This is a genomic window from Mycobacteroides franklinii (assembly GCF_001853795.1).
GTDB lineage: Bacteria > Actinomycetota > Actinomycetes > Mycobacteriales > Mycobacteriaceae > Mycobacterium > Mycobacterium franklinii.
In genome coordinates this window covers 447,438-459,971 of the sequence record NZ_MLIK01000004.1, presented here as the reverse complement: position 1 = coordinate 459,971, position 12,534 = coordinate 447,438, and the positions used below count along the sequence as shown (strand labels likewise).

Genomic DNA, 12,534 nt, shown 5'->3' with positions numbered 1-12,534 from the left:
GGACAAGCCGCTAGCGATGTGATGGAGGTGTGCGATGAATGATCTGACAGTCGAAGAGCTGTTCGCGCACAACGATGACGTGCAGAAATCCCGCGCGGTCCGGCTGCTGGCCGCCAAGAATCTGGCGCCGTACATCACCCTGATGGAACGCCACCTGGACCGCAGCGCGAAGGTCTCCGAACCCCTGCTGGTGGCCAAGTTGGACAGAGATCTGGGGGCCGTCGGGCTGGGGGAGCAGTCAGGGCTGGCCCTCATCAAGAGTTGGGCGAGCGACGGGTGGTTGCACCGGGCATCGGATGGCACCGGTCCCGACGCCGAGAACGTCTGCTCGCTGACCGAGGACGCCCGCAGTGCGCTGGCGTTCGTCCGCCGGCTGCGCCGGGCCGACACCGTGGCCACGGGCGGTTCCATCGCCGGTATCGCCGCGGGCCTCAAGCGGGTCGCCACGCAGCTGGACGGTGACCCGTCCCGCATGCGCGCCGATATCGAAGCGCAGATCGCGGAGCTGCAGACCCAGTTGCACGCCATCGACGACGGATACCGTCCCGAACCGGACATCGTCGACCTTGAGGACGAGACCCGCGCCATCGCGTACCAGATGGAACAGGTGATCACCGATATCGTGCGTTACGGCAGCATGCAGAACGAGATCACCGCCGGGTTGATCGATGCCGCCGAGGATTCGGATTCCGGATTCCGCGACCGCGCACGCCGGATGTTCGCCGACTACGACGCCCTTTTCGATTCCCGAGAGCGTGCTTCCTTCTCGGCCTTCACGCGGACCATCCAAGATCCGGATCAGCGTGCCGCGCTGCGCAACGATATCGCCTGCGTCGCTGAGGGATTGCCCGAACTTGATCCCGGCCTGCGCGAGGTCATGAAGAACTTCTTCAAGCTTGTTTCCCAGCAGATCGCGGAGGTTTCCCGCATCGAACAACGGTGCGCACAGCGCATCCGGCGGTTCTTCGCCGCCGGCACCACCGAGCAGGCACGTGGGCGCGCGCGTCAGCTCAACGACGCGCTGGCCGCCGGGCATGCTCTGCTCAAGGTGTCGACGGCGGATTCGCCGATCGATGCCGAACTACCCATCGGCCGTTCCGCCGCCGCCGCCATTGGCGCTCTCTCGTTCACCATCAAGGACACCGCGCCGCCGGTGCTCGCGCAGGATGCGCCGTCGGGGGCACTCGATTTGAGCGGATTCTCGGCGTTGGCCACGCAGGTCGACATGGCCGCACTGGCCGAGACCGTCAACAGCGCTGTTGCCGGTGGCCCAGTTTCCCTGCCCGACATGATCTCTCATGTCGACGCGCCGTATCTGGGTGATGTCATCGTGCTGTGGTCGCTGGCCCTCAAGCAGGACAACACTGCCGACCGTGAATCGGTGAAGGTGAAGTTCCGGTCCCTCGACGGGCAGGACCGGGTGATGGAGGTACCTCAGTTGATGTTCCGTGAACCGGTGCTGGACACCCTCGAGGAAGAGGCGGCGACGCTGTGACGACGCAGACTTCAGGGATGCCGTTGGGAAACATCAACTTTGACGACCTCCCGGGCGTTGAACCCGACGCCTCGGCGCCCAGAACGGTCAAGGGTCCGCGGTTCGACGGCGATACCAGCGAGCTGCCCGACAAGGCCTGCTGGGCACTGCAGAACCTGGTGGCTCGACGCTACCTGAGCAAGGACGGCCAGCCCGAACTGTGGGCGTCGATGATCGAGCACCGAAAGGTGCTGGCCTCGCGTCTGTCCGAGTTGGACCTACGGCTACGGGTATTCGACGATCTCGAGGTCGCGTACGCCGAACCCGCCCCGCTGGAGAATCCCAGCGCATATGGCGCCCGGGTGCTGCGCCGGGAACCCTTGGGTACCTATGCATCGATCGTGGCGCTGCACCTGGCCAAGATCGCGCGGACCGCGCATGACGAGCACGTGTTGGTCAGCCGCGACGATATTCACGAGCTATTCGCCAACGTCAGCCACGACATCGACCGTGACGAGGCGATGCTGCGTGACCGTGTTGACGAGGCGATCAAACGGTTGTCCAAGGCCGAGATCCTGCAACGTACCCGCGATGACGAGCACAGCTACACCATCAGCCCCGTGATCAACGCGCTGATGTCCGCGCAGATGATCGAGGCGCTGCAACGCCAATACGAGCTGCTGCAGCGTGGCGATGAGTCGCTGGCGCGAAGAGCGTTGGACGACACCGCCGCCTCGTTAGATGACTCCACCGACGAAGAAGATGGCGAGACCGATGACGATGAGTGATGCGGCGACCCAGCAGTTTTGGCTGTCCCGGCTGCAGGTCATCAACTGGGGTGTGTTCGACGGCTATCACAGCATCGAGTTCAGCCGCCGTGGCACGCTGATCACCGGTTCCTCGGGTAGTGGGAAATCTTCGCTGCTGGATGCGATCTCACTGGCGTTTCTGTCCTCGAACCGCCGTAACTTCAACGCCTCCAGCGACACCACCGCCGCGGGCTCCAGTATGGGCAAGCGCACCGTGGACAAGTATGTGCGCGGTCTGTGGGGCGAACTGAAGAACCCGGGGGAGCGGCCCAAGCAGATGTTCCTGCGCGGCAAGGGCGGGGCCTGGTCGGCCATCGCCGTCACCTACTCGGGTACCGACGGCCGCGTGATCACCGGCCTCGTACTCAAGTGGCTTGCCCCAGGCTCGGATTCGGACTCCTCGAGTCGCTACTACCTGATCGATGCCGACGCCGACATCCGTGACCTGTGCAATGCCTGGGCCAGTAAGGGATACGCCGGCTCGGTGTTCGAGGGTGCGGGTTGGCGTGGTCACAAGAGCGAACGCTGGTATCTGGAGCAGCTGTACGCCGCCGTCGGTATTCAGGGTTCCTCCGCCGCCCAGCAGCTGTTGGGTAAGGCCAAGTCGCTCAAGAGCGTGGGCGGCCTGGAACAGTTCGTGCGCGAGTACATGCTCGACGAGCCCGAGTCGATGGCCGCGATTTCCGAAGCACTGGGCCAGATCACGCCATTGGTCGACGCGCGCGCCGCGCTCGCGGTCGCACAGCGCCAGCGGCAGACCCTGGGCGATATCGAACAGATCCAACAGACCTACGCCAGCGATGCCGCACAGCTGGCCACCGTCGATGTGGTGGACCATCACACCGTCCGCGACTATGTCGACCAGCAGCGCCTGGCTCTGGCGGGTCCGGAGATCGACCTGCTGGATACCGAGATCACCCGCCTCGGCGGTGAATGCGACGAAATCCAGTCGCGCCAAGACATTCTCACCGGTGAACGAGACAAGCTGCTCGGCCGGATCGCGGCCGCGGACAGCAACCTGGCGCCGCTCAAGAGCGAGCTGGCTCATGCTCGCGCCCGCGCCGAGGAGGTATCGCGCCGTCGTACCGCTTACGACAGCGCGCTATGGGATCTGGGCCACGACGAGGACATCGAATCTGCCGAGGAATTCGAAGCCATGCGGGTGGAGAGCCTGCGTGCGGTCACCCGGATCAATGCCGAGCTCGAAGCCGGCCATGACGCCTATGTCATGGCCGCCGGTGCGCTGTCGACGGCACGCGATCAACTGCGGGCCGCCTCCACCGAATTCAAGCGGGTCGAGCATCTGGGCACGCCGGTGCCGCCGGATGAAGACCGCATGCGTGGGGAGATCGCCGCGGCGCTCGGTCTGACCGCCAAGGATCTGCCGTACGTCTGTGAGTTGATGGATCTGCGCCCAGGGCAGGAACGGTGGCGCAAATCCGTGGAGAAGGTGCTGCGCTCGACCGGACTCTGCCTGCTGGTGCCCGATCAGCATCACCGGCAGGTGCTGCGCTACGTCAATGAAAACCCGATGCGGGGCTACCTGCAGATGGAACGGGTGATCCCCTCCGGTGCGCCGCGCCGGGCGGAGCCGGGCACGCTTGCCGACTGCCTGCGCGTGACCAACCCGAACCACGAATGTGCCGGCGCAGCCATGAATTTGGTGGCCGGTGTGGGCGACTACGTGTTGGTCGACAGCCCCGATGAGTTCAGCAAGCACCGCCGGGCGGTTACCGACCAGGGGCTGCGCAAGGACGGCGACCGGCGCGCGGTCAAGGACGACCGGCGGGAACTGCGTGCGTCCCAGTACATCTACCAGGGCAACGCCGGCGACAAGCGGGCTGCGCTTTCCGATGACGTGGTCGAAGCGCAGCAGGCCGTCGGTGATGCCGAGAAGTTCATCGGCGAAATGGATACCAAGCGCGAGGAGCTGCGCTCGGAGGTGGTGCGCTGGTCCAAACTGCATAGCCAGTACGAGTATTGGAGCCAGATCGACACCGATTCGGCCGAGGCGGCCGTTGGGCGGCTACAGGATCAGTACGACGCGATGCTGGAAGCCAACCCCGATCTCACCGGTTTGCAGCAGCAGGCAGATTCGTATCTCGACGAGATCAAGAAGCTCTCCGAACGCATCGGAGCGTTGAGAAGGCAAGAATCCGAGCATGATTCACGCCGTACTCGGCTGCTGGATCTGCTGGACAATCTGAACCCGCGCGAGGTGGGCGGGCATACCCGATCGGGTATCGAGGCCTACGTACCGCAGCTCTCCTCCAGCCTGGACGTGCTGGAGCCCGATGCCTATCGGCTGGAGCTGTGGCGCCAGATCGAGAAGGATCAGTCGGTGCTGCGGGAGAGTGTGACCCGCTCGCGCAACGAGCTGAACCGGATCTTGAATGCCTATGACCGGGACTTCCCCGACTCGATTCCCAACGACAGCGAGAACTTCGACGAGAAGATCCACGACTATGTCGCGTTGTGCCGCCGGATCGACGAGCGCGACCTGCCCGCCGCCTATGAGCGCATGCTGCGGCTCATCACCGAGCAGGCGCCCACCGCCGTGCTGCGGCTGCACCAGCTTGCCGAGGAGGAGGCGCACCGCATCACCGACCAGATCGACCGAGTCAACAGCGGTCTGGGCTCGGTGGAGTTCAACCGGGGCACGCGACTGACCCTGCGCGCCGAACCGAAGGCGCTCGAGGCGGTGGGCGAGCTCAACGAGCGCGCCCGGCGGATTTCGGCCCGCGCGGTGGCAGTGTCCATGGGGGACGAGAAGGCGATCCACGACCAGTACCAGGACATCCTGCAGCTGCGGAACCTACTGGCGGCCGAGACTCCCGAGGCTCGCCAATGGACGCGCGATGCGTTGGATGTGCGTAACCGCTTCGTGTTGTACTGCGAAGAACGCGATGCCACCACCGGCGAGGCGATCCGCACCTATAGCAATGCGGGCGCGAATTCCGGTGGTGAACAAGAGAAGCTGATGGCGTTCTGCCTCGCCGGTGCGCTGAGCTTCAACCTGGCCAATCCGGAAACAGGGGATAACCGGCCGGTCTTCGCGCAGCTGATGCTCGACGAGGCGTTCTCGAAATCGGACCCGCAGTTTGCGCAGCAGGCGCTGTCGGCGTTCCGTAAGTTCGGCTTCCAGTTGGTGATCGTTGCCACCGTGCAGAACACCACCACCATCCAGCCCTACATCGACAGTGTGGTCATGGTGTCCAAACCGGACGGCCCCGGTGTGCGGCCCGTTGCCTCGACGCGCACGGTGCCGATCGGTGAACTCGGTGATGTGCGCAAGGCAGTGAACGCCCGCTAACGACCTGCGCTACCTACCGAGGAACTCGGCGGTGGTGCGGGACAGGAATGCCTGCACACCGAGCGCGGCGTCCTCGGTGGCGAACAGCTCGCGGACCGTGGGGACCAACTGTTCCTCAGCGGCGGCATCACCCTCGCGCACAGCCAGTCTGGCGTTGCGCAGCGTGGCCCGCACACCCAGTGGTGCCTGACGGGCGATGGTCTGAGCGATGGCGATCGCCTTGTCGACGTGCTCACCGGCCGGCACGATCTCCTGCACGATCCCGATGCGATGAGCCTCGGCGGCGTCGAAGGTGTCGGCCGTCAGCATCCACCGCATGGCGTTGCCCCAACCGGTGGTGCGGGGGAAGCGGATGGTGGCGCCCCCGAACGGATATATGCCACGGCTGATTTCGAGCTGCGCGAATGTCGCCGTCTCATCGGCGATCACGATATCGCCGGCCAGCGCCAGCTCGATGCCGAGAGTCAGCACCTTGCCGTGTACGGCGACGATCAGCGGCTTGGAAAGTTGCCGTCCGTCGACCTGCCACGGATTGATTCCGCCCTCGGGCGTCAGCGATGCGCCGCCCTGAATCTCGGCGGCCACGCTGGCAAGGTCCAGCCCCGAGGTGAACATCGGACCCTCGCCGTACAGCACCGCGGCCCGTAACTCGGCATCGGCGTCGAACTCGCCCAGGGCCAGCGCGAGCTCCTGGAGCATGGTCTTGTCGAAAGCATTGCGCTTGGCGGGCCGATTCAGGCCGATTACCAGGACATATCGGTCGCGGCGAATGCTCAGGGTTTCGTAGTCAGACATTGACTTCTCCGGGTCGGTGGCGGATTATGTAGAGCATCATACATAGCAAGGAATTCCTCGGGAAGGACGACGATTGAGCACCCCGCGTGAACGAATGGTGGCCTCGGCCGCCCTGTTGATCCGCGAGCGCGGTGCCCACGCGACGGCGATTTCCGACGTTCTCGAACACAGCGGCGCACCCCGTGGCTCGGCATACCACTATTTCCCGGGTGGCCGTACTCAATTGCTTGGTGAGGCAGTGGATCTGGCGGGCGAGTACATCGCCGGGATGATCGATGCCAAACCCTCGGCGATGGATGCCCTCGACTCTCTGGTCACGTCCTACCGCAAGCAACTGGTGCGGAGCGACTTTCGGGCGGGATGCCCGGTGGTGGCGGTCGCTGTCGAGGCCGGCGATCCGGAGAGCCCTGCCAGTAATCAGAAGCTCATCGAGCATTCGGCGGCCGTGTTCCGGCGCTGGATCAACCTGATCGCCGACAAACTGGTTGCCGCCGGTGTGGCCCGTGCACGTGCCGACGAGCTGGCGATGCTGATGACGACCTCCCTGGAGGGGGCCATCATCATCGCGCGATCAACTCACGACATCACACCAATCGATGTGGTGCACAAGCAGTTACGCACACTTATCGAGGAGGCCGGACGGTGACCGCTGAATGGTTGCCCACCGCGTGCATATTGTGTGAATGCAACTGCGGCATCGTTGTGCAGACGGAGGGGCGCACACTCGCGAAAATCCGCGGCGACAAGGAGCATCCGGGAAGCAAGGGCTATACGTGTAACAAGGCACTGCGTCTGGATCACTACCAGAACAATGCGAACCGACTGACGTCGCCCATGCGGCGCCGTGCGGACGGCAGCTATGAGGAAATCGATTGGGACACGGCGATCGTGGAGATTGCCGAGGGTTTCAAACACATCCGCGACAGCTATGGCGGAGACAAGATCTTCTATTACGGCGGGGGCGGTCAGGGCAATCACCTCGGTGGCGCCTACAGCGGCGCGTTCCTGAAGGCCATCGGGTCTAAGTACCGTTCCAACGCGTTGGCGCAGGAGAAGACGGGGGAGGCCTGGATCGACAAGAATCTGTACGGCGGGCATACCCGCGGCGAGTTCGAGCATGCCGAGGTGTCGGTCTTTGTCGGCAAGAACCCGTGGATGTCGCAGAGCTTTCCGCGAGCTCGAGTGGTGCTCAACGAGATCGCCAAGGATCCGCAGCGCTCGATGATCGTCATCGACCCGGTGATCACCGATACGGCCAAGATGGCCGACTTTCATCTGCGGGTGCGCCCCGGCGCCGACGCATGGTGTCTTGCCGCCCTGGCGGCGGTGCTGGAGCAGGAGAACCTGTGCGATGAAGCCTTTCTCGCCGAGCATGTCACCGGCTCCGCGGAAGTCCGGGATGTGCTGCGCACGGTGCCGATCGCGGACTACGCACAACGCTGCGGTGTCGAAGAAGATCTCATTCGGCGGGCTGCCCGCCGGATTGCCGCCGCCGAGAGCGTGGCGGTTTTCGAAGATCTGGGAATTCAACAGGCTCCCAACAGCACCCTGAGCTCCTACCTGAACAAAATGCTCTGGATTCTCACCGGGAGCTTTGCCAAGCGCGGTGGACAGCATCTGCATTCGTGGATGGCGCCGCTCATGGGTGGGTTTTTCGGCAGTACCCCGGTGACCGGAGCGCGCATCATCGGCGGCCTGGTGCCTTCCAATGTCATTCCTGAGGAAATCCTCACCGATCATCCGGATCGCTTCCGCGCGATGATCGTCGAGAGCAGCAATCCCGCGCATTCCCTCGCTGATTCGGCGCGATGCAAGGAGGCGTTCGGAGCCCTGGAGCTGCTCGTGGTCGTCGACGTGGCGATGACGGAGACCGCGCGGCTTGCGCACTATGTGTTGCCTGCCGCTACCCAGTTCGAGAAGGTGGAGGCCACCTTCTTCAATCTTGAATTCCCGCACAACACCTTTCAGCTGCGGCACCCGCTGTTCGAACCCGAGCCCGGAACCCTGCCCGAGCCCGAGATCTGGGCGCGATTGGTCCGGGCGCTGCAGGTGGTTGACGATAGGGATCTGCAGCCGCTGCGCGAAGCCGCCGCACAGGGGCGGGATGCCTACCTGCAGGCGTTCTTCGTGGTGCTTGCCAATCCGGTACTTGGCGCGCTGGCTCCCTATGTCCTGTACGAGACCCTCGGTCCGACGCTTCCCAAGGGGCTGGAGGGTGCCGCCGCGCTGTGGGGCCTGGCGCAGAAGGCGATGATGACCTATCCGCAGGCGGTGGCGCGGGCGGGGCATCCCGACGGCAACGCGCTGTTCGATGCCATCCTGAACAGCCCATCCGGCGTGACCTTCACCGTCCACGACTACGAGGACGACTTCGCCCTCATCACGCATGCGGACCGCAAGATAGCCCTTGCCATCCCCGAAATGCTGAACGAGATAAGAGGACTGGCATCCCGACCGGCACAGCTCACGACACCGGAGTTTCCGATAGTGCTGTCCGCGGGAGAACGGCGGGCGTACACCGCAAACGACATCCTGCGCAATCCCTCGTGGCGCAAGCGCGATCAGCAGGGCGCATTGCGGATCAGCGTGGAGGATGCACAACAGCTCGGTATCTCCGACGGCGACCGGGTCCGCATCTCGACGGCCGCCGGTGCGGCCGAGGCCACCGTCGAGATCAGCGACATGATGCAGCCCGGCCATGCCTCCTTGCCCAATGGGTTCGGCCTCGATTACACCGACGAGGCCGGGCAAACGCACACACCTGGCGTGGCGCCGAATGCGCTCACGTCATCGGCCTGGCGTGACGAATACGCCGGAACGCCTTGGCATAAGCACGTCCCCGCGCGTTTGGAAACACTGACCGCCGCCGTCTAACACACGTGGGCGAGGTACTCGCGGACCGTACTCTCGGACTCGGTCATGACGCCGATGTACCCGTCCGGACGTACCAGTACCAGTGTCGATTCCGCGACGTCGTAGTCGGGTGATGGCGCCATCTGCTGGATGCGTACACCGGCGATGGCGGGGCTTCGGTCACTGAAGGTCAACAGGGTGAAGTGCGTGCCCCGCAACACATCAAACAGGCGCACACCCCCTTGCGCCATGGCATCGGGCGCTCGGTCGCCAGCCTGGAGCTCGTCGCGAGCGAGACGATCGTCCACGGCCAACGAACCCCCGCGATAGCTGATGTCCATCTGATGTAGTTGTGGGGCAGGATCGTTCGAGGGCGCGAAGTTACGGTGATGCAGATCGGTGCTCAACCCGAGTACCGAAGCGGCGACGGGCATGCGTTCCTCTTCATAGGTGTCCAGCAGTGCCTCGGGGGCGCCCGAGATGACCGCCGCCAGCTTCCAGCCCACGTTGTAGGCGTCTTGGACGCTGGTGTTCAGCCCTTGCCCACCCGCGGAGGAATGCACGTGGGCGGCGTCGCCGGCCAGTATCACTCGGCCCACCCGAAATCTCTCCACCATCCGTGCGTTCACCCGATACAGCGAGATCCACCTCAGATCTCGCAGCACGATGTCTTCACGACCGGAGCGCTCGACGAGTAGTTTCTGAATCGCGTCGAGGGTCAGCGGAGGAACGTCCTCGGTGGCCATGTTCGCGACAAACTGGTAGTGGTCACTGCCCGGCAAGTTCCAGAGCGAAAAGCGTTCCGACACGTGGCCACCACGTGTCAGAACGTGGCAGAACGTACCTTCCAAACCGTCCGCGCGGACATCGCCGATCAACGTGCGTTCGCTCTCGAAGGTCTCTCCGGCGAAACCCACGCCGAGAGCCTTGCGGATCGTGCTGCGCCCGCCGTCGCTGCCGACAAGATACGAGGCGCGGATGGGCTCGACTGTCCCGCCACGGGACAGCGTGACGGTCACTCCGTGCGCGTCCTGTGTGAAACCGGTGACTTCACAGCCGAACTCCACGTCACCACCCAGTTCACGGAGCCGGCCCAGCAAGATCTCGTCGGTACGCCACTGCGGTACCAGCCAAAATCCCGGGTAGGGAACACCTGGTCCCGACGGGATAGCGGTACCCAGCATCTCCAGAAGTGTGCGCTCGGCGACTATCTCGTGCCCCGCATAGATGCGAAAGGACGGCATGGCCATACCTCCGCTCCTGATCGCATCCGCGACACCCAGATCGTCGAGCACCTCCTGGGTGCGTGGGGACAATCCCTTCCCGCGCGAACCGGGGAACAGGCCGGGCGCCTTGTCGAGCACCCGGCACGGGATGCCGCGCCGCGACAATTCGCACGCTAGCGTCAAACCGGTGGGTCCCGCGCCCACGATCACCACGGTCATCAGGGCGTGTCCCGGATGAGGACGAGTAAGACATCATCGACGAGTCGGTCGACAAACGCATCGTCAAGAGGTTGGCCCAAGGTCATCCGGCGGGTAAGCATCGCTTCGGCGACGTCGTGGATGAGCTCGCGGTCAATATCGGCAGACACCTCACCGCGCGAGACCGCTAGCGAGAGTGGAGCATCGAAGGGAGAGAGTCCCGGGTCGGCGAGGTGCCGGCTGATGGCGTCCGCCAGCTCTGTGTCGTGTGCCATCGCGCGAATCAGATCCGCGTACAGGCTTGGCGGCACCGCCTGGGCCTTGCGGCGCAGCATGTTCAGCGTCGCAACGAGGTCCGTGCGTAGTCCTCCGGTGCTGGGAATCTCCTCGTTGAAGCTCGCATCGTGGGCGTCCAGTGTCGCCTTGACCAGCTCGGCCTTATTGCTCCATCGGCGATAGATCGTGGTCTTGCTGGCATGGGCTTGTGCCGCAACAGAATCCATGGAAAAGCGGTCATATCCGTCGCGTATCAGCACCTGCAGTGCGGCGTCGAGTATTGCTGCGCTGCGCGCTTCTCCGCGGGGAACCATGCCCTAAGTGTACGCATAACGTACACTTACTGTCACTCCCGTAATACCGCCTCAAACGCCACGCGGTCCCCACGGAACAGGGAGCGAACGCGTTCGATCGGTTGCCCCTCGGTATCGAGCGTGCGTCGATGCATGAGCAGCATGGGCATGGCGGTCGAAGTATCCAGTAGTGATGCCTCCCGTGGCGAGGCGAGCACGGTTTCGATACGTTCGATGGCACTGCCGAATTGAACTCCCAACGCACTAATCGCCGCGTACAGCGAGGTGCCGGGATCGAAGGTGTCGCGCAACGCGCCAAACCGGGATTTGGTCAGATATGTGCTCTCCAGGCCGAGCTTGGCACCGTCGGCCAGTAGGACGCGCTCCAGGTGCATCACCGCCGACCCGTTTCGGACGCCGAGGTCTCGGCATAGTTCGGCATCGCCGGTGACGTCCTCCCAGGTGACCAGCAGTCGCCCAGGGGTGCGGCCCTGGCTTTGTGCGCCCTCGGTGTACGAACGTAACGACAATGGTTGCACCAGCTTTGGTGCGGAGACCACGGTTCCTCTTCCGCGTCGCTCGATGCGGCCTTCCACCAGTAGCTCGTGTAGTGCCTGTCGCACGGTTTCCCGCGACACCTCGAACCGCTCGGCAAGGTCGCGCTCGGGCGGAACCGAATCGCCCTCATTCAGAGTCGAGAGGATGTGGTCCAGCTCGGTACGGACCCGATAGTGCTTGGGGAGTCGCAGGTCAGCGGTCATGCCGCGCTACCACCTTTCGGGCCAGTGCGAGTACGTCGGCGATGGAAAGAGCGTCGGCTCCTGGAACTTTCGCTCCGTCGTCAAACAGGCGCAGCCGCAGTGCATCCGGCCACCATGGGTGGTCGGTCCAACGGCTGTCCAGACCGGCTCCGCCCTGGTGGGCAAGTGAGGCGATCGACGTAGCGGACAACCGGGTCGCGTAGTCGGGATCTGTCAGGACCAGGTATCGCTTGGCTGCCACGTGCGAGCCCGCGAGCCATCCGACTCGCTCTCCGAAACGGGGGGCCAGCCAGTGGCGTGCGACGGCGTCGTGTCGATGGTCCTGGGCGGGGCCGAGGAGTGGACTGCGCCCGATGTCGTGCAGAACCGATGCGAGCACGAGCTCGTCGTCGGCGTGGTCGGCACGGGCGAGGTATCCGGCTTGCAGGGCATGAGCAAGTTCGTCAACGGCTTCCTCGTCCCATATCCCATCCAGCGATATCAGTATCGCTTCGAGTTCGTCGACGGCGTCCACACACGGAGCGTACGCCAAATTG

The 12,534-nt window shown here is 64.2% G+C and carries 10 protein-coding genes; 5 read left to right on the top strand and 5 right to left on the bottom strand.

The genetic code is table 11. The features are described from left to right. Positions 1–34: 34 nt before the first annotated feature. From BKG76_RS02715 to BKG76_RS02705, 3 genes are read left to right on the top strand one after another with little or no spacing between them, the layout of a single operon-like run. The gene (locus BKG76_RS02715; RefSeq protein WP_070935747.1) at positions 35–1,495 is read left to right on the top strand and encodes a DUF3375 domain-containing protein; all 1,461 of its coding nucleotides are present in this window, start codon (positions 35–37) and stop codon (positions 1,493–1,495) included. Further along, positions 1,492–2,262, top strand: coding sequence for a DUF4194 domain-containing protein (locus tag BKG76_RS02710; RefSeq protein ID WP_070935745.1), 771 nt, complete (start codon positions 1,492–1,494; stop codon positions 2,260–2,262). Before BKG76_RS02715 ends, BKG76_RS02710 begins: the two co-directional genes overlap by 4 nt. Further along, positions 2,249–5,596, top strand: coding sequence for an ATP-binding protein (locus BKG76_RS02705; protein WP_070935742.1), 3,348 nt, complete (start codon positions 2,249–2,251; stop codon positions 5,594–5,596). The genes BKG76_RS02710 and BKG76_RS02705 overlap by 14 nt, the downstream gene beginning before the upstream one ends. Before the next feature lie 9 nt (positions 5,597–5,605). Here BKG76_RS02705 and BKG76_RS02700 read toward each other — a convergent pair whose 3' ends face one another. After that, a complete protein-coding gene (locus tag BKG76_RS02700) occupies positions 5,606–6,391 on the bottom strand; it encodes a crotonase/enoyl-CoA hydratase family protein (RefSeq protein ID WP_070935740.1) in 786 nt (261 codons plus the stop codon). Positions 6,392–6,464: 73 nt separating this feature from the next. On the opposite strand from BKG76_RS02700, the gene BKG76_RS02695 reads away from it, so the two are divergent. Then, on the top strand, positions 6,465–7,037 hold the full coding sequence (locus BKG76_RS02695; RefSeq protein ID WP_070935738.1) for a TetR/AcrR family transcriptional regulator: 573 nt from the start codon (positions 6,465–6,467) through the stop codon (positions 7,035–7,037). Next, positions 7,034–9,265, top strand: coding sequence for a molybdopterin-dependent oxidoreductase (locus BKG76_RS02690; RefSeq protein WP_070935736.1), 2,232 nt, complete (start codon positions 7,034–7,036; stop codon positions 9,263–9,265). Before BKG76_RS02695 ends, BKG76_RS02690 begins: the two co-directional genes overlap by 4 nt. Here the strand turns inward: BKG76_RS02690 and BKG76_RS02685 are convergent. The 4 genes from BKG76_RS02685 to BKG76_RS02670 are packed head-to-tail and all read right to left on the bottom strand — an operon-like array spanning position 9,262 to position 12,512. Continuing rightward, positions 9,262–10,689, bottom strand: coding sequence for an FAD-dependent monooxygenase (locus tag BKG76_RS02685; RefSeq protein ID WP_070935735.1), 1,428 nt, complete (start codon positions 10,687–10,689; stop codon positions 9,262–9,264). The genes BKG76_RS02690 and BKG76_RS02685 overlap by 4 nt on opposite strands. Then, on the bottom strand, positions 10,689–11,258 hold the full coding sequence (locus BKG76_RS02680) for a TetR/AcrR family transcriptional regulator (protein ID WP_070935733.1): 570 nt from the start codon (positions 11,256–11,258) through the stop codon (positions 10,689–10,691). The genes BKG76_RS02685 and BKG76_RS02680 overlap by 1 nt, the downstream gene beginning before the upstream one ends. A 32-nt stretch (positions 11,259–11,290) precedes the next feature. Then, a complete protein-coding gene (locus tag BKG76_RS02675) occupies positions 11,291–11,998 on the bottom strand; it encodes a GntR family transcriptional regulator (RefSeq protein ID WP_070935731.1) in 708 nt (235 codons plus the stop codon). Continuing rightward, on the bottom strand, positions 11,988–12,512 hold the full coding sequence (locus tag BKG76_RS02670; protein WP_070935729.1) for an HD domain-containing protein: 525 nt from the start codon (positions 12,510–12,512) through the stop codon (positions 11,988–11,990). The genes BKG76_RS02675 and BKG76_RS02670 overlap by 11 nt, the downstream gene beginning before the upstream one ends. Positions 12,513–12,534: the final 22 nt, after the last annotated feature.

Bases quoted from the DNA above. Each gene is read 5' to 3' on its own strand.
- BKG76_RS02715 (WP_070935747.1), top strand. From the start codon at position 35: ATGAATGATCTGACAGTCGAAGAGCTGTTCGCGCACAACGATGACGTG.
- BKG76_RS02675 (WP_070935731.1), bottom strand. From the start codon at position 11,998: ATGACCGCTGACCTGCGACTCCCCAAGCACTATCGGGTCCGTACCGAG.
- BKG76_RS02680 (WP_070935733.1), bottom strand. From the start codon at position 11,258: ATGGTTCCCCGCGGAGAAGCGCGCAGCGCAGCAATACTCGACGCCGCA.
- BKG76_RS02705 (WP_070935742.1), top strand. From the start codon at position 2,249: ATGACGATGAGTGATGCGGCGACCCAGCAGTTTTGGCTGTCCCGGCTG.
- BKG76_RS02685 (WP_070935735.1), bottom strand. From the start codon at position 10,689: ATGACCGTGGTGATCGTGGGCGCGGGACCCACCGGTTTGACGCTAGCG.
- BKG76_RS02700 (WP_070935740.1), bottom strand. From the start codon at position 6,391: ATGTCTGACTACGAAACCCTGAGCATTCGCCGCGACCGATATGTCCTG.